The following is a 22,344-nucleotide window of genomic DNA, read 5'->3' on the forward strand; positions in this document are numbered from 1 at the left end:
ACGGGTACGCTGCTTTCTGTTTTTTGGGCTTCTTGGTGGTCATCACTTCGGTCATGGAACAGTCCTTTCGGCATTATTTCATGACCCCGTTCCACACAGAAAATCTGACAGGCTCTCATAAAAAGACTCCTGGCCCAGATTCAACGCCACCGGATCTCGTCTGTCATCCTCACACTGCTTCTCGCGACTGCTCCGCTCGTCCAAGGTGCAGATTCGATAGAACGCCGTATCTCCGGGCAGTGGAAATTTATTGCTGCGCTAGATGGCGCCGAAATTGTCTCCCTCGATGAACATGAGGCGCAGAAACTGATCGGCCATATTTTTTCAATCAGCAAACGCAAGGTGAAATTCGACGATCGCGACTGTGGTGAAACCGAATTCGCAGCCCAAAAAGTAGAGCCAAATCTTCATCTGCGCAAGGCATTCCACGCAGACGCAGAAAAACTGGGGCTGCCAAATCCGGTGACAGTAGTTGATCTCAGCTGCACGTCGGTATTCATAAAAAGCTCGAACAGGCTCGTGATAGCCTGGCAAGGCTGGTTCTTTGAAGCTGTGCGAGTGACGCGCTGAACCTGTCGCGTCGCGACAGGCGGTCGATCAGCGTTTGATCTTGGGCAACTGGATCAGGCGTGTGCCGGCCAGCCGGTCGTGCAGGAATTGCCGTTCCTTGTCGAGGAAGGCCGTGAGCGCCCACACGACGATGCCCATGGCGAGCGCGATGGCGATTTCGCCCTTGGCGTGCAGCCCGAACACGGCGCACACGATCAGCGCCGGCGCGAACCAGGCCCAGGCCAGCAGGTAGCGCACGATGGCCGTGCGCCAGGGCAGGCAGGCGTGGCCCGGCTGGACCACCTTGATGCGCCAGGTCTTCATGGCCAGCGTGTGGCCGCTGTCGCGCCAGCACCAGGTGAAATACAGGCCGGTGACCAGGAACAGGTAGAGTTTCAGCCCGTACTGGAAGACGGGCTCGTGGCGGTTGCCGGTAAGGAGAAGATAGACCAGCACCGCCAGCATCTCGACAGCGAACAGCAAGAAGAATTCATAGACCATCGCCGTAAAGCGGCGCTTGATGGTCGGCGTAGGAAACGACATCGCGTTTGCCGGGACGGCCAGGGTCTGGTCGACGGCCGGCTCAGTTGCTTGCATTGGCAGCCTGGGCGGGTGCTTGCTGGCCGCCTGGCGCGGCGATGGCGCCGCTGCTGGCAGTGGTGGCGGGGGCGTTCGGAGCAGGCGCAGGCGGCGAATTCGGACCAGGTGAGGCGCCGGCTGGCGCCGTCGCCGGCGGCACGCTCGCCATCTCGGTCGGGACCACGATATCGGTGCCGATCAGGATGCACTCGGCGCCGCGGCGGGTGGTGTTGGGCGGGCAGGGGGTCGGCACGACCAGCATCGGCGTTTCGGGCAGCGCGACCGGGATGCTCTTGTGGCGCGTCGCCGCCGGGCTGTTGGCCAGCTTGCGCTTCTGGTCTGCCGACAACTGCTTGTAGTTTTCCCAGTCGGCGGCCTTGTCGCCCTGGGCCAGGCGGCTGGTGCGGCTGTAGTTCTCGCGCGCCAGCTCGCGTTGTTCGGGGGTGAGCTTCAACCACTGGCGCATGCGCTCGTGCACGCGCTGCTGCTCGGAGGCCGTCATCGAGGCGAAGCGGGCCGACATCTCGATCCACTTGCGCTTTCTCGGGCCTTCCATGCGGTCCCACTCGGGTTCGAGCGGGGCCAGGGCGACTTGCTGGGCATTGCTCAGGTCACGCCACAGCGGCTTGTCGAGGGTCTTGGGGAGCGGACGTTCGCCATCGACAGCCTGCGCCAGTGTCGGTATCACCGACGGGGTATCGAGCCGGTCGACGATGACCCAGGCGATCACACCCGCCACCAGCACGCCGGCCACCGTTTTTACTACCGGAAACCGTGATTTCGACGCGCCGGACTTGCTTGCGCGAGACTGTGATGCGTCTTTCTTCGTCATTGCCGGCGCTGCTGCGACTCCAGGTAGGCATTGAATCCAGGGTCGAGGTAAGCGCTCAGCGGCAATTCGTCGGACAGCACGGCGGCGTCGATGTCGGCCAGTTCGGCGATCTGCTGTTGCTGATTGTGCTGGTACATGCCGCCCATGCCGATCACCAGCGCCAGGACCGGCACCGCGACGGCCAGGCGCGACATGGCCGGCGCGCTCACGAAGTTGCCAAGGCCGGCGAAGGCTTCACGCCAGCCGGAACCGGCGGTCTTGACCTGGAGGAACGTTTCCTCGGGCTTCTTACGGGCGAGCGCGGCGGCGCGCGCGGCCGCCAGCCGGTCGGTCGTCGATGCCGGCAGGGCGTCGAGTTGTTCGTTCAGTGCGTGGCGTACCTTGTACGCCAGGTTGATGTCGTCGGTATTCATAGTCTGATTCCCTTGGCCTTGAGCGCTGCGGCGAGGGCGTGGGTGGCACGAGAGCAATGTGTTTTGACGCTACCCTCCGAGCATCCCATCGCTTCCGCCGTTTCGGCCACGTCCATATCCTGCCAGTAACGCATCAGGAAGGCTTCCCGTTGACGCGTTGGGAGCTTTTGTACTTCTTCTTCGATCAAACGCAAGGTCTGTGCCCGCTCAACCTGATCCGCACTCGACTCTGCGGCCGATCCTCCTTCGGCCTCGTAAGAAGCAAGTATATCAAAGTCGTCGTCGTCGTTTCCCTCCCCGCGGCTGAAGCCGCCGAACAGGCTGACCCAGGTATTGCGGACTTTTTCGCGCCGAAAGTAATCGAGGATCGTCGTCTGCAAGATGCGCTGGAATAGCATCGGCAGCTCGGCGGCCGGCTTGTCGCCGTATTTCTCGGCCAGCTTGATCATCGCGTCCTGCACGATATCCAGCGCCGACTCGTCCTTGCGCACCGCATACACCGCCTGCTTGAACGCACGCCGTTCGACATTCTCGAGGAAGTCGTTGAGTTCTTTATCTGTGGCCATGCGGGTTCAGGGAAGCGCTATTCTTGCTCGTGCTTTAGGGAAAACTTTCGCATCCTAGCAAAAAACGCCCCGGCCTGCACCGATAACGCGCAGCGGCATCGCCCGGGGATGTCATTTGCATAACTACGAAAAACCGCATGAGGATAGGCGAAAACATTCGTTGTTGGGGCAAGTGGGTGTGGATAGGCTGTCAACACGACCATACTGCACTTTCGCCATCATGCCGCTCGATTTTCCACGCCAAGACTTTGTCATCGAACCGTTTGCCGGCGAACCGCTGGGCGCCGAAGTCCTCGGCCTTGACCTGTCGCGTCCGCTAAGTATCGAGGATTTCCAGCGCCTGCGCCGGGCCCACCTCGATCACCACGTGCTGGTGTTTCGCGACCAGCGCATCCGGCCTGCCCAGCAGGTCGAATTCAGCCGCCGCTTCGGCGCATTGCAGGTCCACGTGCTGCGCAATTTCCAGCTGCAGGGCCACCCGGAAGTGCTGATCGTCTCCAATATCCGCGAAAACGGCGCGCCGGTCGGCCTGGGCGACGCCGGCCATTTCTGGCATTCCGACCTGTCGTACAAGGAAATCCCGAGCCTGGGTTCGATGTTGCATGCGCAAGAATTGCCGTCCGAGGGTGGCGATACCCTGTTCTCGAACCAGCACACGGCCTGGGAAGCCCTGCCTCGGGATCTGCAACGCGAAGTCGAGGGCTTGCAGGCCGAGCACTGGTACCTGGCCAGGTATGAAGAACTGCGCCAGCGCAATCCCTTCCGTCCCAGGCTCACCCAGGCCCAGATCGACGAAGTCAGGCCGGTGCATCACCCCGTGGTGCGCACCCATCCCGAGACCGGCCGCAAGGCGCTGTTCGTCAGCGAGCACTTCACGACCCGCATCCTGGGCGTGCCCCAAACGCGCAGCCGCGAGCTGCTCGATGTGCTGTTCGACCACGGCACCCGCGCTCAGCACGTGTACCGCCACCAGTGGCGGCCGCACGACATGGTGTTCTGGGATAACCGCTCGCTGATGCACCTGGCGACCGGCTGTCCCGACCACCTGCGCCGCAAGCTGTACCGCACGACCATCGAAGGCGACGTTCCATTCTGACTCACACAGGAAACACATGAAACTCCACAAGAAGTTCGTTGCCGCCAGTGCGGCGCTGGCGCTCGCGCTGCCGTCGTTCGCGCAGGCCGAAGGAAAAATCCGCGTCGCCGAGCAGTTCGGCGTGGTCTATCTGCTGCTGAACGTGGCGCAAGACCAGAAACTCATCGAAAAGCATGGCAGGAAGCAGGGCGTCGGCATCGATGTCGACTGGGTCAAGCTCTCGGGCGGCGCCGTGATCAACGACGCGCTGCTGTCGGGCTCGATCGACATCGCCGGCGCCGGCGTCGGCCCCCTCATGACGATCTGGGACCGCACCAGGGGCCGCCAGAACGTACGCGGCGTCGCCTCGCTGGGCAGCTTCCCATATTACCTGGTCAGCACCAACCCGGCCGTCAAGACCATCGCCGACTTCGGTCCGAAAGACCGCATCGCGCTGCCGGCGGTGACGGTGTCGGTGCAGGCCCGCATCCTGCAAATGGCCGCGGCCAGGCAGTGGGGCAGTGCGCAATTCAAGAAACTCGATGCGATCACCCAGACCGTGCCGCATCCGGACGCGGCCGCCGCCCTGATCGCCGGCAAGACCGAGCTGAACGCCCACTTCGGCGGGCCGCCATTCCAGGAGCAAGAGCTGGCTGCTAACCCGAACGCGCGCGTCGTGCTCGACTCTTACCAGGTGCTGGGCGGGCCGGCGTCGGCCACGGTGCTGTACGCCACCGAAAAATATGTGAAAGAGAATCCCAGGACCTACCGCGCCTTCCTCGATGCGCTGGCCGAGGCGGCGCAGTACGTCGCGACCAATCCGGAAGGCGCGGCCGATGCCTACCTGCGCGTCAACAAGGGCAATATCGACCGCGCGCTGCTGCTGAAGGTGATCAGGGATCCGAAGACGCAGTTCCGCGTCGCGCCGCAGAACACGCTGGGCCTGGCCCGGTTCCTGCACCAGGTCGGCGCCATCAAGAACAAGCCGGCGTCGTGGAAGGATTATTTCTTCGAGCATCCGGTCATCGCCAACGGGAGCTGAGATGCGTTCCCCTGTCATTCCATTGAACCTGGTGCGCAATACCGCAACCGTGGAGCCGCTGCTGCGCGCCGAGCATGTCACGCTCGAGTACGCCAGCGAGCGCGGCATCGTCCGCGCCACGGACGACGTCAGCTTCGACGTCCACCGCGGCGACCGCTTCGTGTTGCTTGGGCCGTCCGGCTGCGGCAAGTCGACCTTGCTCAAGGCAATCGGCGGCTTCATCGCCCCGCGTGCAGGCAGCCTGAGCCTGTGCGGCAAGCCGATCACGGGGCCGGGGCCAGATCGCATCGTCGTGTTCCAGGAATTCGACCAGCTGCCGCCGTGGAAAACGGTAAGGCAGAACGTGATGTTTCCAATGCTGGCCGGGGGCGTTTCGCGTAGCGAAGCCGACGGGCGCGCCCGCCATTGGCTGGGCAAGGTCGGACTGGCGCGCTTCGCCGACGCCTATCCCCACATGCTGTCGGGCGGCATGAAGGCGCGGGTGGCCATTGCCCGCGCGCTGGCGAGGCAGCCGGCCGTGCTGCTGATGGACGAACCGTTCGCCGCCCTCGATGCGCTGACGCGGCGCAGCATGCAGGAGGAACTGCAGTCGCTGTGGGACGAGATCGGGTTCACCATGCTGTTCGTGACCCACTCGATCGAGGAGGCGCTGGTGGTGGGCAACCGCATCCTGCTGCTGTCGCCGCATCCGGGGCGGGTGCGGGCCGAACTCAATAGCCACCAGTTCAGCCTGTCGAGCGCCGGGAGCGCGGAGTTCCAGGCCGCCACCCAGCGCATCCATGGACTCTTGTTCGACACTGGCGCGCCCGGACGCCAGGATCACCAGGCCGGGGCGGTGCAATCGTGAATGCCTTGCGCGAACCGCCGATCCGGCCCGAATACGTCTTGCCGCCGCAGCCGGCGTCGGCCTCGCGGGCGGGCGCCGCCGCTTCGTTCACGCCGGACCGGTTCGGCTGGGTGCGCAAACCCGCCATCCTGCTGGCGCTGGCAGTCGTATGGGAGCTGCTGGCGCGCTGGTTCGACAACGACCTGCTGCTGCCGGGCGCCTTGCAGACCGGCAGGGCCTTCCTGGACGGCGTGCTGTCGGGGGAGCTGATCGGCTATGTATCGGTATCGCTGGCGATCCTGGGCCAGGGCTTCCTGTTGGGCGTGGCGGGCTCCTTCCTGCTGACCTGGCTCGCGGTGTCGAACCGCTTCGGGCGCGAGTTGATCGACACCCTGACCTCGATGTTCAATCCGCTGCCGGCGATCGCCCTGTTGCCGCTGGCACTGCTGTGGTTCGGGCTTGGCAAGGGCAGCCTGCTGATGGTGCTGGTGCATTCGGTGGTGTGGCCACTGACGCTGAATGCCTGCGCCGGCTTTCGGGCCGTGCCCGAGACCCTGCGCATGGCCGGTCGCAATTATGGGCTGGGTGGATTGCGGATGGTGCTGCAGATCCTGATCCCCGCGGCCCTGCCGGCCATCCTGTCGGGTCTCAAGATCGGCTGGGCGTTCGCATGGCGTACGCTGATCGCGGCCGAACTGGTGTTTGGCAGCACGTCGGGGCAGGGCGGGCTGGGCTGGTACATATTCCAGAGCCGCAACGAGCTGTTCACCGACAAGGTGTTCGCGGGGTTGGCAACCGTGATCGTCATCGGCCTGGCCATCGAGCATTGCGTGTTCCAGACGCTGGAACGCATCACCGTGCGGCGCTGGGCGATGCAGCGCTGAATGCGTGGGCGGAGGGGCCGCCAATCCCGTATTCGACCGCGCCGCGCAAAATCCGCGCACATTCCCCCCCTCCTTGCCGAATTTGTTGCACCATTTTGGCCCATGGAGCGATTTTTATCTTTCCCTTCTTGACCAAAATGGTGCGGCGCGGTAAGGTGTTCCTCACGCTTTGCATCCCCAAGGCTTAACGTCATCCGGAGTCGGCACACAAAGCCTGTTCCGGTTGTGACACGCTTTCATTTGTAGGCAGTTTGCTCCGACCCGCGCCACAAGCGCGAGAGATGCGTAAGACCGCTACAAACACTCAAGCTCAACGAGTTGCGCCCAGCGCCGGTGCGTAAGGACCCTACGGTGTCCGAAACATCGACGTGCACGCAGAAAGAAGTCAAGCCTGAGGGTTGTCGCGCAAAGACGCATATCGCCAGGAACGGGCATCCGATCAATCTCCCATTGGGTTTTGAAAGGAATGTACATGAGTAACGATTCAGCCGTCCCCATCACGGGCGCTGAGATAGTGGTCCGTTGTCTGGCAGAAGAGGGCGTCAAGCACGTCTTCGGTTACCCGGGCGGTGCGGTTCTCTATATCTACGACGCCATCTTCAACCAGGATAAATTCCAGCACGTCCTCGTTCGCCACGAACAGGCCGCGGTGCACGCCGCCGACGCCTATTCGCGCAGCTCGAATACCGTGGGCGTGGCCCTGGTCACTTCCGGCCCTGGCGTCACCAATGCCGTCACCGGCCTCTCGACCGCCTATATGGATTCGGTGCCGATGGTCGTGATCTCGGGCCAGGTGCCCAGCCATGCGATCGGCCAGGATGCCTTCCAGGAGTGCGATACCGTCGGCATCACGCGTCCGGTGGTCAAGCATAACTTCCTGGTCAAGGACGTGCGCGAGCTGGCCTCGACCATCAAGAAAGCCTTCTTCATTGCCCGCACCGGCCGTCCCGGCCCCGTGCTGGTCGATATTCCGAAGGACATCACCGTCAATAAATGCCTGTACGAGTACCCGCGCGAGATCGAGATGCGCTCGTACCGTCCGGTCGACAAGGGCCATGCCGGCCAGATCCGCAAGGCGGTTCAGCTGCTGCAGAACGCCGAACGCCCGATGATCTATGCGGGTGGCGGCGTGATCCTGGCCAATGCCTCGGACGAACTCAACCGCATGGTCGAGAAGACCGGTTTCCCGATCACGAACACGCTGATGGGGTTGGGCGGTTCGCGCTCGACCGATCCGCACTTCGTCGGCATGCCGGGCATGCATGGCACCTATGAAGCGAATATGGCGATGCAGAATTGCGACGTCCTGATCGCCATCGGCGCCCGCTTCGACGACCGCGTGATCGGCAATCCGAAACACTTCGCCTCCAGCCCGCGCAAGATCATCCACATCGACATCGACCCCTCGTCGATCTCGAAACGGGTGCGGGTCGACATCCCGATCGTCGGCAACGTCAAGGACGTGCTGGTCGAACTGCTGTCGCAACTCGACGCGGGCAATGTGCAAACGAATACCAACGCACTGCAGGGCTGGTGGAAGCAGATCGCCGAATGGCGCGGCCGCGATTGCCTCAAGTATCCGACCTCGGAGATCGTGATCAAGCCGCAGGCCGTGATCGAACAGCTGTATAAAGTGACCGACGGCGACGCCTTCATCACCTCCGACGTGGGCCAGCACCAGATGTGGGCCGCGCAGTACTACCCGTTCGACAAGCCACGGCGCTGGATCAATTCCGGCGGCCTGGGCACGATGGGCGTCGGCCTGCCATTCGCGATGGGCGTGCAGATGGCCAATCCGGATGCGACCGTCGCCTGCGTCACGGGCGAAGGCTCGATCCAGATGTGCATCCAGGAGCTTGCCACCTGCAAGCAATACCACCTGACGCCGAAGATCATCCTGCTCAACAACCGCTTCCTCGGCATGGTGCGCCAGTGGCAGCAGATCGACTACGGTTCGCGTTATTCCGAGTCGTACATGGATTCGCTGCCCGACTTCGAAAAGCTGGCCGAGGCCTATGGCCACGTCGGCATGCGCATCGAGAAGCCTGGCGATGTCGAGGGTTCGCTGCGCGAAGCGTTCGCCATGAAAGACCGCCTGGTGTTCATGAACTTCATCACCGACCAGAATGAAAACGTCTGGCCGATGGTCAAGGCGGGCCGCGGCCTGAACGAAATGCTGCTCGGCTCGGAGGACCTGTGATGCGACATATTATCTCTGTCCTCCTGGAGAACGAAGCCGGCGCGCTGTCGCGCGTGGTCGGCCTGTTCTCGGCGCGCGGCTACAACATCGAAACCCTGACCGTCGCCCCGACCGAAGACGCGACCCTGTCGCGCATGACGATCGTCACCTCGGGTTCGGACGACATCATCGAGCAGATCACCAAGCACCTGAACCGCCTGATCGAGGTGGTGAAGGTGGTCGACCTGACCGAAGGCCAGCACATCGAGCGCGAGCTCATGCTGATCAAGGTGCGCGCCGTCGGCAAGGAACGCGAAGAAATGAAGCGTACCGCCGATATCTTCCGCGGCCGCATCATCGACGTCACCGAAAAGACCTACACGATCGAGCTGACCGGCGCCAAGTCGAAGCTGGACGCCTTCATCGACTCGATCGACCGGACTTCCATCCTCGAAACGGTCCGCACCGGCGGCTCCGGCATCGGACGCGGCGAACGCATCCTCAAAGTATAAGAACGAACCGTAGGGTGGGCGGCTTCGCCGTCCACGCGTTACGCCGAACTACCCACTACATTACTCATATACAGGACACCCAAAATGAAAGTTTTCTACGACAAAGACTGCGACCTCTCCCTCATCAAAGGCAAGAATGTCGCCATCATCGGCTACGGCTCGCAAGGCCACGCCCACGCCCAGAACCTGTCGGAATCGGGCGTCAACGTCACCGTCGGCCTGCGCCGCGGCGGCGCATCATGGAACAAGGTCGAACAGGCCGGCCTGAAGGTCGCCGAAGTCGACGAGGCGGTCAAGGCCGCCGACGTCATCATGATCCTGCTGCCGGATGAAAACATCGCCGAGGTCTACAACAAGAACGTCGCACCGAACGCCAAGCAGGGCGCGGTGCTGGCCTTCGCCCACGGCTTCAACGTCCACTACGGCCAGGTCGTGCCGCGCGCCGACCTCGACGTGATCATGGTCGCGCCGAAAGCCCCTGGCCACACCGTGCGCGGCACCTACACGCAAGGTGGCGGCGTGCCGCACCTGGTCGCCGTCTACCAGGACAAGTCGGGCGCGGCGCGCGACATCGCGCTGTCGTACGCCATGGCCAATGGCGGCGGTCGCGCCGGCATCATCGAGACCAACTTCCGCGAAGAGACCGAGACCGACCTGTTCGGCGAGCAGGCCGTGCTGTGCGGCGGCGCCGTCGAGCTGATCAAGGCGGGCTTCGAGACCCTGACCGAAGCCGGCTACGCGCCGGAAATGGCCTACTTCGAATGCCTGCACGAGCTCAAGCTGATCGTCGACCTGATCTACGAAGGCGGCATCGCCAACATGAACTATTCGATCTCGAATAATGCCGAGTACGGCGAGTACGTGACCGGCCCGCGCATCGTGACCGAAGACACCAAGAACGCCATGCGCCAGTGCCTGAAAGACATCCAGACCGGCGAATACGCGAAGAGCTTCATCCTGGAAAACAAGGCCGGCGCCCCGACCCTGATCTCGCGCCGCCGCCTGACGGCCGAGCACCAGATCGAGGAAGTCGGCGCCAAGCTGCGCGGCATGATGCCGTGGATCGCCAAGAACAAGCTGGTGGATCAGTCAAAGAACTGACTGGTCGATCAGTCAAAGAACTGACTGGTCGATCAGTCAAAGAACTGACTGGTCGATCAGTCAAGGACTGACTGGTCGACCAGTCGAAAACTGGCTGGTCGATCAGTCGAGAACGGAGTTCCTGGAGCCGTAGCCCAGCGCTTGCGCTATTGTTCCACCAGACTTTCGCACGTCGTCCCCGCACAGGTGGGGCCCAAGTACCACGCAAGCCCATCGGACATGCCTCCGTGGCGGAGCGAAAAAACTTGGGTCTTCGCCTGGGCGGGGACGACGCCATTCGGGAGGGATTTCTCGGACGGTGTGACGGTTACAACGCCACCCTAAAGCTACTCAATTGCAACTGTCCATTACAAAATCACGATGGAATGATTGCAGTTGGTATCGTATAAGTGCTGTCGGACATCTGTCGCAACTTATAGGAGAACAATAAATGGCTATCTCGAAATCCCTCGTCGCCGCTGCCCTGGTCCTGGCGTTCAGCGCCGTCGCCCATGCGCAAAGCCTGCCATCGCCCGCCACCAGCGGCACCATGGTCGTGGTTCCCGCCTTTGGCGAGGTGAAGCACGCCAATGACCAGGCCACCGTCATCTTCGCCGTCGAAGAGCACGACAAGGACAAGAATGTCGCCGCCGACCGCGTCAATCGCAAGATGAAGGAGGGCACCGGGATCGTGCGCCGCGCCGATCCGAATGCCGAACTCAAGACCCAGGGCTATTACACCTACCCGGTCTACCCGGAAGTGCCGCCGCAACCTGTCGGCCGCACCACCCAGCAGCCGGTCAAGCCGGTGCCGATCGCATGGCGCGTGGGCCAGTACCTGGAAGTGAAGACGACGAACCTGGCCGCGCTGCCGAAGACCGCCGCCGCCGCGCAGAAGGTGCTGCAGATCAACGGCGTCAATTTCGGCCTGAGCCCGGAACTCCTGAAGCGCCTGGATGACCAGCGCATCGCCGCGACGTACCAGAACCTGAACGAACGCATCGTCTCGATCGCCAAGGCCATGGGCCGCCAGCCGACCGACGCCGTGCTCGACACGGTCGACTTCGAGGGCTCGGGCAACTACGCGGGCGATGCCGCGGCCCCCCAGGCCATGATGATGCGCAGCGCCAAGCGCGAGATGGCCGACGAGATGTCGGAACCGAGCTTCGAGCCCGGCGAAACCACCTTGCAAATGCGTGTCGTGGGCAAGGTCAGGTTCAAGTAAAGGATGGCTGGGTTCAAGTAAGCGCCATGCGATCGCCAGTCGGGTTAGCGTAGTGTTTCGCTAACACATGCCCCCACCTCTATAATGTGGGGGAACTGTCGCTCGGCGACTACCTTGAATACGAATCCTTATGCCAACTTTTCCACGAAGAAGAACACCAGGGACCACGCCAAAAGGGCCGCGATTCTCGCGCCTGAAAAAGCGTTTCGGGCGCCGCGCCGAGGATCGCCAGGTTGGCGAGCGCGGCCGCGGTATCTACCTGCTGCCGAACGCCTTCACCACCGCGGCGCTGTTTTGCGGTTTCTATGCCATCGTCATGGCGATGAACCAGCGCTTCGAGCATGCCTGCTGGGCCGTGTTCATTGCCATGATCCTCGACGGCCTGGACGGGCGCATCGCGCGCCTGACCAATACCCAGTCCGAATTCGGCGCACAATACGACAGCCTGGCCGACATGGTCTCGTTCGGCGCCGCCCCGGCGCTGGTGATCTACGAATGGTCGCTGCGCGGCCTGGGCAAGCTGGGCTGGATCGCGGCCTTCATCTATTGCGCCTGCGCCGCGCTGCGCCTGGCACGCTTCAACACCAATATCCAGGTGGTCGACAAGCGCTTCTTCCAGGGCTTGCCGAGTCCGGCCGCCGCGGCGCTGGTGATCGGCTTCATCATGATGATGATCGATCCCGACATCAGCGTGAGCGCGCGCAAGGTCGATTGGGTGTCCTGGTGTATCGCCGTGTTCGCCGGCCTGACCATGGTCTCCAACGTGCCGTTCTACAGCTTCAAGGACATCAACTTCAAGAAGTCGGTGCCGTTCATCGCGGTATTCCTGATCGCGCTGGTGCTGGCGCTGCTGGCGATCGACCCGCCCAAGGTGTTGTGGCCGATCTTCGTGGTGTATGGCTTGTCGGGCTATGCGGTGTATGCATGGCGCAAGGCCAAGGGCAAGCCGGTCAGCATCATCCCGCTCGACGACGACGAGCCGGACAACGGCGTGCGCCGTTGAATCCCCGTGCGCGGCGGTTTCCTCCGATGAAGGCATTCATGGCCGCCGTCGCTGCGCTCGCCGTGCTGCTGCTGGCGGGCGCCCTGAGCGCCTGCTCGCCGCTGGCCCTGGTCAACGCCGTGTCGCCAGGCGGTACGGCGCGCTCGGTGGCGACCGCCGCCTATGGGCCCGACCCGCGCCACGGCCTCTCCATCTACCGGCCCGAGAAGGGGGCGCGCAATGCCCCGGTGATCGTGTTCTTTTATGGCGGCAACTGGGTCAGCGGCGAACGCGACGACTACGCCTTCGTCGGCCGCTCGCTGGCCGAGCGCGGCTTCGTGGTGGTCATCCCTGACTACCGCCTGTATCCGCAAGCCGGCTATCCGGCCTTTCTCGACGACAGCGCGCGCGCCGTGGCGTGGACCTCGCGCCGGATCGCGCAATACGGCGGCGACCCCAAGCGCGTGTTTGTCATGGGTCATAGCGCCGGCGCCTATAACGCCGCCATGGTGGCGCTCGATCCGCGCTGGCTGCGCAAGCAGGGCAGCGATCCGGGCATCCTGCGCGGCTGGATCGGCATGGCCGGCCCGTATAACTTCTTGCCGATCGAGAACGAAACGACGCGCGAGGTGTTCCCGTATCCCGGCACGCCCCGCGATTCGCAGCCGATCAACCACGTGAGCGCCAAGGCGCCGCCGGCCCTCCTGATCGCCGCGCGCAATGACAGGACGGTGGAGCCGGTGCGCAATTCCGGCGCCCTGGCCGACCGTCTGCGCAGCGTGGGGGTGCCGGTGCGCGAGGTGGTATACGACAATGTCAACCACGCGACCCTGGTCGCCACCTTGTCGGCGGCGCTGCGCCGCCTGGCGCCGAGCCTGGATGCCGTCGAGGACTTCGTGCGCAGCGACGGCGGCCGCAGGGACGGCGGGCGCGACAGGGGCGCGGCCAGGTAGCGCTCAGAAGCCGAAGCGGTCGCGCGGATCGTATACCGGGTCCGGGGCGTTCATCATCTGGCGCACCACGCCTTGCTCGTCAAAATGGACGTGCATCAACGAGTTCCAGACGCCGGCCTCCTTGTAGCGATACGACCACACCTCGTAGTTCCGCATCGCCACGCGTGAATGCTCGGCGGGGCGGCCGATCGTGCGCAGCACCTCGTCCTTGGTCGCCTTGTCGATCTTGATGGTGGCAAACTTTTCGCTCGTAAGGACTTGCTCATAGGACGTCAGGCGGCCATCCGGGCCGAGATGCGCCATCCAGGTAAGCTGGCCCATGGGGCCGGTCGCGTACTCGAGCACCCGCTGCGTGCCGTCCGTGTAGATCGACGTCGGCGTACCCAGCTTGGACTGGACCACGTCCAGCGTGTCGCCGGGGTTCGGCGCGGGCCGCATCGCGCAGCCTGCCAGCAGCAGGGCGGCGGTCAGTGTTGTCAATTTGCTGATCTTGATCATTTTGGTCACCTGTGTCGAGCTTGCAGTAAAAGGGCCCGGCTGTCCAATCGCTGAAGGAGGATAGCAAACACTGGTTCTAGGCGGCGTTTTGCACTATACTGGCGGGTCTGTCCAATCCGGACAGGTATTTGATAAATCACGGTGCTGTGGGTTCCGACTCTTGCACCGCATGTGAAAGGTAACATCATGTCGGTTGAAAACATCAACAAAGCCGCGATCATCGCGGACAACGCACGTGGCCAGAACGATACCGGTTCGCCGGAAGTCCAGGTCGCACTGCTGACCGCACGCATCAACGAACTGAACGGCCACTTCAAGGCACACCAGAAGGATCACCACTCGCGTCGTGGCCTGATCATGATGGTCAACCGTCGTAAGAGCCTGCTGGCTTACCTGAAGAACAAGGACCTGAATCGTTATCGCGACCTGATCGCCAAGCTGGGCCTGCGTAAGTAATTGCAAGCTTGCTTCAGACGGTTTAGTTAAAAAATGCCTGCGCCAGTTATCTAGCGCGGGCATTTTTCGTTTTTGCGGTTTTGCTTTTGTAGTAAAGGTTGCTAAGCAACCCGTGGTGAGAGGTGAACGACAGCTCCTGAAAATCTGTCGGCAAAATGAAAGGGATTACCCAATGTTTAACAAAGTTACGAAAACCTTCCAGTACGGTCAACACACGGTCACCCTGGAGACGGGTGAAATCGCGCGCCAGGCAAGCGGCGCCGTCGTCGTGTCGGTCGAAGATACCGTGATCCTGGCAACCGTGGTTGCGCGCAAGGACGCCAAGCCGGGCCAGGATTTCTTCCCGCTGACCGTCGACTACATGGAGAAAACGTACGCTGCGGGTAAGATCCCAGGCGGTTTCTTCAAGCGCGAAGGCCGTCCTTCCGAAAAAGAAACGCTGACCTCGCGCCTGATCGACCGTCCGATCCGTCCACTGTTCCCGGAAGGCTACCTGAACGAAGTCCAGGTCATCATCCACGTGCTGTCGGTCAACCCTGAAATCGATCCGGACATCCCTGCGATGATCGGCGCCTCGGCCGCCCTGTGCATCGCCGGCATCCCGTTCGCCGGTCCGATCGGCGCTGCGCGCGTCGGCTACGCGAACGGCCAGTACATCCTGAACCCGACCACCACCGAGCTCAAGACCTCGCAAATGGACCTGGTCGTGGCCGGCACCGAAACCGCCGTCCTGATGGTGGAATCGGAAGCCAAGCAACTGTCCGAAGAAATCATGCTCGGCGCGGTCGTGTTCGGCCACGAGCAAATGAAGGCCGTGATCGATGCGATCCACGACCTGGTCGCCGAAGGCGGCAAGCCGGAAGTCGAATGGGCGCCGGCGCCAAGGAACGAAGAACTGATCGCCCGCATCGGTGAACTGGCCGGCGCCAAGATCCGCGACGCTTACCAGACCCGCGAAAAATCGGCGCGCCAGCAAAAGCTGAAGTCGCTGTCGAGCGAAGTGATGGCCGAGCTGTCGGCACAGGGCGTCAGCGCCGATGCCGGCGACGTCGGCAACATCCTGTTCGACATGGAAGCCAAGGTCGTGCGTTCGCAGATCCTGGACGGCGAGCCACGCATCGATGGCCGCGACACCCGTACCGTGCGTCCGATCTCGATCCGCTCTAGCGTCCTGCCGCGCACCCACGGTTCGGCCCTGTTCACCCGCGGCGAGACCCAGGCCCTGGTCGTGGCCACCCTCGGCACCGCGCGCGACAGCCAGAAGATCGACGCGCTGATGGGCGAGTACACCGACGACTTCATGATGCACTACAACATGCCTCCGTTCGCCACCGGCGAAACCGGTCGCGTGGGCACCCCGAAGCGCCGCGAAGTCGGCCACGGCCGCCTGGCCAAGCGCGCGCTGGTCGCCGCGCTGCCCAACCCTGAAGATTTCAGCTACTCGGTGCGCCTGGTGTCGGAAATCACCGAATCGAACGGTTCGTCGTCGATGGCCTCGGTCTGCGGCGGCTGCCTGGCGCTGATGGACGCCGGCGTGCCGATGAAGGCGCACGTGGCCGGCATCGCCATGGGCCTGATCAAGGAAGGCGGCAAGTTCGCCGTGCTCACCGACATCCTGGGCGACGAAGATCACCTCGGCGACATGGACTTCAAGGTGGCCGGCACCGCGCAGGGCATCACCGCGCTGCAGATGGACATCAAGATCCAGGGCATCACCAAGGAAATCATGCAGGTCGCGCTGGCGCAAGCCAAGGACGGCCGCCAGCACATCCTGGCCGAGATGCAGAAGGCCATGCCGACCGTGAAGACCGAGCTGTCGGACTTCGCACCGCGCCTGATCACCATCCGCATCAACCCCGAGAAGATCCGTGACGTGATCGGCAAGGGCGGCGCCGTCATCCGCGCGCTGACCGAAGAAACCGGCACCCAGATCGACATCACCGACGAAGGCATCGTGACCATCGCGTCGGTCGACGCCGCCGCCGGCCAGGAAGCCAAGCGCCGCATCGAAGAGCTGACCGCATCGGTCGAAGTGGGCAAGACCTACGACGGCACCGTGCTCAAGCTGCTCGACTTCGGCGCGATCGTGCAAGTCATGCCTGGCAAGGACGGCCTGCTGCACATCTCGCAGATCGCCAACGAGCGCGTCAACGCCGTTGCCGACTACCTGAAGGAAGGCCAGCAAGTGCGCGTGAAGGTCCTCGAGACCGACGAGCGCGGTCGCCTGAAGCTGTCGATGAAGGCCGCCGATCCGGTCGAAGGCGCGGCGCAGTAATCAGGCTGCAAGCAACAGGGCGGTTCTCCGCTGAATGAAAAAACCGCCAGGGCGCAAGCCTGGCGGTTTTTTTTCGCCGCATGCCATCCTCGCGCATCGAGCGACAATGCATGAGAAACATGGGTAGGCGCCTGGCTGCGCGAGGCGGCCGATGGAACGATCGCCCGCGGCAGAGGTCTACTATGTATGTTTTCGCACGGAACGGTTCGATTCGGGGTTCTATGCTGGGCTCGTGGCTGTGATACATACACGCCACGGGACCGCAGACACCGGCGTCGAATCGTAATGGCGCCGCTGTCGACAAGGATGATAGCAAGACCAGTCACGTCCTGCGGCCAGACGCGACCGGGCATGGGCACCACACGAATCATGACGACCCCTACACCGACGTCGAACGATGGAAACACTGGCGACATTCCAGGGTCAACGAAAAAACGACGCAATGGCGCGACATTGTCGATGGCCGCCTGGACACAGTTTGTCAGCGTCGCCAAACCCTATTGGCTGGGCGACGAGAAAGGCAAGGCGTGGCTGCTGCTCACGCTCCTGGTCGTGCTGATGCTGGTGGAGACCAAGCTCGCGGTCATGCTCAACGACCAGGCCGGGGAAATGACCTCGGCGCTGGCGGGCCGTGACAGCGATCGTTTCTGGACCTCGGTCCAGGCCTGCCTGATCGTACTGGCCTTCGCCGTACCGATCTACGCCTTCTACTACTATATGCGCGACCTGTTCGCGAACCAGTGGCGACGCTGGCTCACCAGGCGCTTCCTCGATGGTTACCTGAACGGGCGCAAATACTACGAGCTCGGGTCGAATCGCGAGATCGACAACCCGGACCAACGCATCAGCGAAGACGTGAACACCTTCACCGGACGCTCGATCCACTTCATGCTGATCTTCCTGGGCTCGCTGATGCAGCTGGTCGCCTTCAGCGCCGTCCTGTGGTCGATCTCGCAGGTGCTGGTGGGCGTGCTGGTGGCGTATGCCTTGGTGGGCACGATCGCCGCGCTGTACGTGTTCGGCAATGGGCTGATCCACCTGAATTTCTGGCAGCTGCGGCGCGAGGCCGATTTTCGCTTCAGCCTGATCCGCGTGCGCGAAAACGCCGAGTCGATCGCCTTCTATGGCGGCGAGGCGCAGGAGCGCGCACGCATCGACAACAAGTTCAACAAGGTCATCCATAATTTCTCGCGCCTGATCAAGAAGCAGCGCGCGCTCAATCTGTTCCAGCGCACTTTCAGCCAGCTCACCCTGGTGCTGCCGTTCGTCATCCTTGCCGACGCCGTGCTGTCGGGCCAGCTGGAAGTGGGGCGTGCGGTCCAGGCCGCCGGCGCCTTCACCGCGGTCCTGACGGCAGTGGGCGTCATCGTCGACAACTTCGAAAGCCTGAGCCGCTTCGTGGCGGGCATCGGCCGCCTGCAGACGCTGTCGAGCCATGTGCTGCCTGGCCCGCGACCGGAGAGCGATCCAGCCTGCGATGGGCGATCGCGCATCGAGCGGATTTCATGCACGCACCTCAGGATCGAGTCGCTCACCTTGTGTCCTCCGCAATCGGAACGTGTCCTGATCAAGGACCTGACGCTGGCCTTGCAACCCGGCGACGCCTTGCTGATCACCGGCGACAGCGGATGCGGCAAGAGTTCGCTGCTGCGCGCGATCGCCGGTTTGTGGCACAAGGGCAGCGGGGTGATTCATCATCCGCCGCGCGAGGAATGCTTCTTCTTGCCGCAGCAGCCGTATATGCAGCCCGGCAGCCTGCGCAGCCAGCTCATCTATCCCAGCGACCGGACCGATTTGAGCGACGCGCAGTTGCTCGCCATTCTCGAACAGGTGCATCTGCCTTACCTGGCCGAGCGCGTCGGCGGCCTGGACGCCGTGCTGGACTGGGAAAAGCTGCTGTCGATCGGCGAGCAGCAGCGGCTGGCGTTCGGGCGCGTGCTCGTGCATGAACCGCGCGTCGTCATTCTCGACGAAGCCACCAGCGCGCTCGATAGCGCCAATGAATCGTCGCTCTACAAGCGCCTGCGCGACCAGGGCACGACGCTGGTGAGCATCGCCCACCGCGCCGGCGTGCTGCGCCACCATACCCATGTGCTGTGGTTGACGGGGGACGGCGGGTGGGAGATGCATGCCGCCGCCGATTACCAGTTCGATGCGATGGCGCCCCGGGCTGGTGGCGACCTTGCCGCGCGTGCGGCGTGGCAGCCGCGTGAGACGGTGCTGGCAAGTTAGCAAGTGCTTGGCGCGCCACCCGCGCCCTCCCGGCTTCAAGGTCCGTATCCTGGACAATCACGGCCGTCAGCCAGCCCGGCCTGGACCTGCGAGCCTTCGTGGCAACCAAGCGGCCAGGCGTACGCTGCGCATCAGTGCAGCCCAGCCGACGGCGCACCGGCTGCCGCAATATGCGAAGGGCCGGTGTTGCATGAACACTCGCCGGACTTGCAGCAAGCGCCACGATAAAGCTTGACCCTCTAGCAGCTACAGGGTATTTAATAGCTGGTAGCAGAATGTGGCCGGCCGGCCATGCGCTACACACACACCGACGAACGCGATGCGACGTTTTATCCTGATCTTGCTACTCATCATGATGCCGTTCCAGGCCGCCTGGGCGGCCGGCGCCGTTTATTGCAGCCATGACGAGCAGACCACGCATCCGGGTCACCACGTCCACAAGCATTCGCCGTCAGGCGAACAGGGCCAGGATGACGGCGCACCTGGCGGGCAGTGCGACGATTGCGACGCCTGCCATCACCTGTCGGCCAGCGCCGTCCTGTCGGCCCAGCCGAACCTGCCGCTGCCCAAGGGCGCCCCGCATATGCGCGGCGAATTGCGGCGCTATGTTTCCCACGTTCCCGACCTCATTCCTCCGCCCGACAGGCCGCTGCGCAGCTAAGGCGGCGGGAGTCTCCAGGTAACGCCGCACGACGCGGCGCAACGCTTGCCCCGCCGGACATCCAACCGTTCGGAGCATCATCATGAAACATCGTTTGACACCGCGGCTGGCGGCGTTCGCGCTCGCCTGCGCGTGCGCGCCGCTGGCGGCATGGTCGTCGCCATTGACCCTCGAAGCGGTCATCGACCTGGCCCTGCGCGCCAACCCCGCGCTGCGCGCAGCCGGCAGCGAAGTGGCGGCGCAACAGGGCGCGCTGGCCCAGGCGGGCGCGCTGCCCAACCCCGAACTCGAGCTGCTGCGCGAGGGCGGGCAGGGCGACAACCGCACCACGACGGCCACCCTGACTATTCCCGTCGAACTGGGCGGCAAGCGCGCCGCGCGGGTCGACGCCGCGCACCAGGAAGGGCAACTGGCGGCGATTGCGCTGGAAGCGCAAAGAGATCGGGTACGCGCCGATGCCACGGCTGCGTTCCACGAGGTCATCGCCGCGCACGAGCGCGAACGCATGGCCCGTGAGCTCGTCGCGCTTGCCGGCCGCGCGCTCGGCGCCGCCGGCAAGCGGGTCGAGGCCGGGACCATGTCGCCGGTCGAAGAGACCCGCGCCCGCGTGGCCCAGGGCAGCGCGCGGATCGAGGCGCTGCAGGCGGCGCGCGACCTGGAAGGCGCGCGTATCCGCCTGGCCGCGCTGTGGGCCGGCGACGCGCGCCAGCTGGACATTGTCGCGCCGCAGGCGGCCGTGCTGCCCGCGCCGCTGTCGCTGGACCGGCTGCTGGCGCAGATCGACGGCGCGCCGGCCATGCGCCATGCGCGCGCCCAGGTCGAGCACCGCCAGGCGCTGGCCCGGGTGGAGCAAAGCCGGCGCGTGCCCGACGTGAACGTGAGCGTCGGGACGCAGCGCGAAGGGCCGGACGCGCGCAACCGCGCTGTGCTCGGCCTGTCGGTGCCGCTGCCGCTGTTCAACCGCAACGACGGCGCCGTGCTCGATGCGCTGCGCCGGGTCGACAAGGCGCGAGGCGAAGCCGATGCCGAAGGCGCACGCCTGCGCGCCGAGCTGGCGCAGGCCCATGCGCGCCTGACGGCGGCGCTGGCGGAGTGCGCCTTGATCTCGGCCGAGATCCTGCCCGGGGCCGAAGACGCCCAGCGCGCCGCCAGCCGCGGCTTCGAGCTGGGCAAGTTCGGCCTGATCGACGTGCTCGACGCCCAGCGCGTGCTGGCCCAGTCGAAGAACCAGTACCTGACTGCCGTGCTCGACGCCCATCGCGCCGCGGCCGACATCGCACGACTGCTGGGACATGCAGCCGTACCGGAGAAACCATGAACAAGCAGCAAAGCAAGGTCATCGCCCTCATGCTGGCGATCGCCATCCTCGTCGCCGCGGTCGTGCTGGTGCGCGACCGCGCCGTCAGTGGCGGCGAACACGATCATCACGAGGCGCAGGAACACGCCCATGCCGACGAACACGGCGAAGAAGGAGACGACGACGGCGTGATCCGCTTCAGCGACGAACAGGTCGGGGTGGCCGGCGTCACGCTCGCTACTGCCGGCCCGGTCCACCTGGATACTTTCATCCGCATGCCGGGCCAGATCGCGCTCAACGAAGACCGCACCGCGCACGTGACGCCGCGCGCCGCCGGGGCCGTCAGTGAGGTCAACGCCACGCTTGGGCAGCAGGTACGCAAGGACCAGGTGCTGGCCAGCGTCGCCAGCGCCGACGTGGCCAGCCAGCGCGGCGCGCTGGCGGCGGCCGAGCACCGCCTGGACCATGCGCGCAAGATCCATGCATCCGAAAAAATGCTGTGGGAAGAGAAGATCTCGGCGCGCCAGGACCTGCTGCGCGCCGAGCGGGAGCTGCGCGAAGCCGAGGTCGCCGTGCGCAGCGCGCGCCAGCAATTGCAGGCGCTGGGCGCACGCGACGCCGGTTCATCGAACCTGCTCAGGATCCGCGCGCCGTTCGAGGGCGTGATCGTCGAGAAGCACATCACGATGGGGGAAGTGGTCGGCGCCGACACCCGCGTATTCACCCTGACCGACCTGTCGACCGTATGGGCCGACGTGGTGGTCCCGGCGCGCGACCTGGACATCGTGCGGGTGGGGACCGATGCCGTGATTCGCTCCATCGCGTCGAGCACGACGGCGCCGGGCAAGGTGTCCTTCGTGAGCTCCCTGGTCGGCGAGGAATCGCGCTCGGCCAAGGCCCGCGTGGTGCTCGACAATCCAGGCGCGGCCTGGCGTCCCGGGCTCGCCGTGAATATCGACATCGTCACCGGTTCGAGCGACGTGCCGGTGGCGGTGGCGCGCGAGGCGGTTCAGACGGTCGACGGTCGCCAGGTCGTCTACAAGCGGGTCAAGGAAGGTTTCTTGGCACAGCCGGTGGCCACCGGCCGTTCGGATGGACGCTTCGTCGAGGTCACCGCCGGCCTGCGCGCCGGGGACGCCTACGCGGCGGCCGGCAGTTTCGCGGTCAAGGCCGAGCAGGGCAAGGGAGCGGGCGGCCATGAACACTGAAACATCGGCCGACACCCCGA

22 protein-coding genes are annotated in these 22,344 nt (G+C 64.1%); 17 read left to right on the forward strand and 5 right to left on the reverse strand.

Going from position 1 to position 22,344, the window contains the following annotated elements; all coding sequences use genetic code 11:
• The first annotated feature begins 342 nt into the window (after positions 1–342).
• The gene (locus AC56KW_RS24010) at positions 343–570 is read left to right on the forward strand and encodes a hypothetical protein (RefSeq protein ID WP_497173147.1); all 228 of its coding nucleotides are present in this window, start codon (positions 343–345) and stop codon (positions 568–570) included.
• 27 nt (positions 571–597) lie between these two features.
• Here AC56KW_RS24010 and AC56KW_RS24015 read toward each other — a convergent pair whose 3' ends face one another.
• From AC56KW_RS24015 to AC56KW_RS24030, 4 genes are read right to left on the reverse strand one after another with little or no spacing between them, the layout of a single operon-like run.
• Positions 598–1,146, reverse strand: coding sequence for an RDD family protein (locus AC56KW_RS24015; protein WP_497173148.1), 549 nt, complete (start codon positions 1,144–1,146; stop codon positions 598–600).
• Positions 1,133–1,960 (reverse strand): DUF3106 domain-containing protein, encoded by an 828-nt coding sequence (locus AC56KW_RS24020; protein ID WP_497173149.1) that lies wholly within the window; start codon positions 1,958–1,960, stop codon positions 1,133–1,135. The genes AC56KW_RS24015 and AC56KW_RS24020 overlap by 14 nt, the downstream gene beginning before the upstream one ends.
• Positions 1,957–2,373 carry a DUF3619 family protein gene (locus AC56KW_RS24025; protein ID WP_497173150.1) on the reverse strand — a complete coding sequence of 139 codons (417 nt, stop codon included), beginning with the start codon at positions 2,371–2,373 and terminating at the stop codon, positions 1,957–1,959. The genes AC56KW_RS24020 and AC56KW_RS24025 overlap by 4 nt, the downstream gene beginning before the upstream one ends.
• Complete coding sequence (locus AC56KW_RS24030) at positions 2,370–2,939, reverse strand: RNA polymerase sigma factor (RefSeq protein ID WP_497173151.1); 570 nt, start codon at positions 2,937–2,939, stop codon at positions 2,370–2,372. The genes AC56KW_RS24025 and AC56KW_RS24030 overlap by 4 nt, the downstream gene beginning before the upstream one ends.
• A gap of 220 nt (positions 2,940–3,159) precedes the next feature.
• On the opposite strand from AC56KW_RS24030, the gene AC56KW_RS24035 reads away from it, so the two are divergent.
• The 10 genes from AC56KW_RS24035 (at position 3,160) to AC56KW_RS24080 (ending at position 13,697) form a co-directional block, all read left to right on the forward strand.
• Positions 3,160–4,035: a TauD/TfdA dioxygenase family protein gene (locus AC56KW_RS24035; protein ID WP_497173152.1), complete on the forward strand. Its 876-nt coding sequence runs from the start codon at positions 3,160–3,162 to the stop codon at positions 4,033–4,035.
• Between the two features lie 16 nt (positions 4,036–4,051).
• Complete coding sequence (locus tag AC56KW_RS24040) at positions 4,052–5,056, forward strand: ABC transporter substrate-binding protein (RefSeq protein ID WP_497173153.1); 1,005 nt, start codon at positions 4,052–4,054, stop codon at positions 5,054–5,056.
• A 1-nt stretch (position 5,057) separates the two neighbouring features.
• A complete protein-coding gene (locus tag AC56KW_RS24045) occupies positions 5,058–5,903 on the forward strand; it encodes an ABC transporter ATP-binding protein (RefSeq protein WP_497173154.1) in 846 nt (281 codons plus the stop codon).
• Entirely contained in the window at positions 5,897–6,766 is an 870-nt protein-coding gene (locus tag AC56KW_RS24050; RefSeq protein WP_497173207.1) for an ABC transporter permease, read from the forward strand. The genes AC56KW_RS24045 and AC56KW_RS24050 overlap by 7 nt, the downstream gene beginning before the upstream one ends.
• Positions 6,767–7,238: 472 nt before the next feature.
• A complete protein-coding gene (locus AC56KW_RS24055; protein WP_497173155.1) occupies positions 7,239–8,966 on the forward strand; it encodes an acetolactate synthase 3 catalytic subunit in 1,728 nt (575 codons plus the stop codon).
• Positions 8,966–9,457 (forward strand): acetolactate synthase small subunit, encoded by a 492-nt coding sequence (ilvN, locus tag AC56KW_RS24060; RefSeq protein WP_497173156.1) that lies wholly within the window; start codon positions 8,966–8,968, stop codon positions 9,455–9,457. The genes AC56KW_RS24055 and ilvN overlap by 1 nt, the downstream gene beginning before the upstream one ends.
• Before the next feature lie 84 nt (positions 9,458–9,541).
• Complete coding sequence (gene ilvC / locus AC56KW_RS24065; RefSeq protein ID WP_005666356.1) at positions 9,542–10,558, forward strand: ketol-acid reductoisomerase; 1,017 nt, start codon at positions 9,542–9,544, stop codon at positions 10,556–10,558.
• Positions 10,559–10,988: 430 nt separating this feature from the next.
• Positions 10,989–11,762, forward strand: a complete 774-nt coding sequence (locus AC56KW_RS24070) for an SIMPL domain-containing protein (RefSeq protein WP_497173157.1) — start codon at positions 10,989–10,991, stop codon at positions 11,760–11,762.
• A 130-nt stretch (positions 11,763–11,892) separates the two neighbouring features.
• Positions 11,893–12,765: a CDP-diacylglycerol--serine O-phosphatidyltransferase gene (gene pssA, locus AC56KW_RS24075; protein ID WP_497173158.1), complete on the forward strand. Its 873-nt coding sequence runs from the start codon at positions 11,893–11,895 to the stop codon at positions 12,763–12,765.
• Positions 12,766–12,803: 38 nt separating this feature from the next.
• Positions 12,804–13,697: an alpha/beta hydrolase gene (locus AC56KW_RS24080; protein ID WP_497173159.1), complete on the forward strand. Its 894-nt coding sequence runs from the start codon at positions 12,804–12,806 to the stop codon at positions 13,695–13,697.
• Positions 13,698–13,700: 3 nt separating this feature from the next.
• Here the strand turns inward: AC56KW_RS24080 and AC56KW_RS24085 are convergent, their stop codons facing one another.
• A complete protein-coding gene (locus tag AC56KW_RS24085) occupies positions 13,701–14,195 on the reverse strand; it encodes a hypothetical protein (protein WP_497173160.1) in 495 nt (164 codons plus the stop codon).
• A gap of 186 nt (positions 14,196–14,381) precedes the next feature.
• Here AC56KW_RS24085 and rpsO point away from each other — a divergent pair, with 186 nt between their 5' ends.
• From rpsO to AC56KW_RS24115, 6 genes are all read left to right on the forward strand, one after another.
• Positions 14,382–14,651 carry a 30S ribosomal protein S15 gene (rpsO, locus tag AC56KW_RS24090; RefSeq protein WP_005666365.1) on the forward strand — a complete coding sequence of 90 codons (270 nt, stop codon included), beginning with the start codon at positions 14,382–14,384 and terminating at the stop codon, positions 14,649–14,651.
• 172 nt (positions 14,652–14,823) lie between these two features.
• Positions 14,824–16,926 (forward strand): polyribonucleotide nucleotidyltransferase, encoded by a 2,103-nt coding sequence (gene pnp / locus AC56KW_RS24095; RefSeq protein ID WP_497173161.1) that lies wholly within the window; start codon positions 14,824–14,826, stop codon positions 16,924–16,926.
• A 459-nt stretch (positions 16,927–17,385) separates the two neighbouring features.
• Positions 17,386–19,158 (forward strand): ABC transporter ATP-binding protein/permease, encoded by a 1,773-nt coding sequence (locus tag AC56KW_RS24100; RefSeq protein ID WP_497173162.1) that lies wholly within the window; start codon positions 17,386–17,388, stop codon positions 19,156–19,158.
• Between the two features lie 319 nt (positions 19,159–19,477).
• Positions 19,478–19,819 (forward strand): hypothetical protein, encoded by a 342-nt coding sequence (locus AC56KW_RS24105; RefSeq protein ID WP_497173163.1) that lies wholly within the window; start codon positions 19,478–19,480, stop codon positions 19,817–19,819.
• An 82-nt stretch (positions 19,820–19,901) separates the two neighbouring features.
• Complete coding sequence (locus tag AC56KW_RS24110; RefSeq protein ID WP_497173164.1) at positions 19,902–21,137, forward strand: TolC family protein; 1,236 nt, start codon at positions 19,902–19,904, stop codon at positions 21,135–21,137.
• On the forward strand, positions 21,134–22,324 hold the full coding sequence (locus AC56KW_RS24115; RefSeq protein WP_497173165.1) for an efflux RND transporter periplasmic adaptor subunit: 1,191 nt from the start codon (positions 21,134–21,136) through the stop codon (positions 22,322–22,324). The genes AC56KW_RS24110 and AC56KW_RS24115 overlap by 4 nt, the downstream gene beginning before the upstream one ends.
• Positions 22,325–22,344 lie beyond the last annotated feature (20 nt).

Source organism: Telluria sp. RT2P19 (assembly GCF_059685725.1).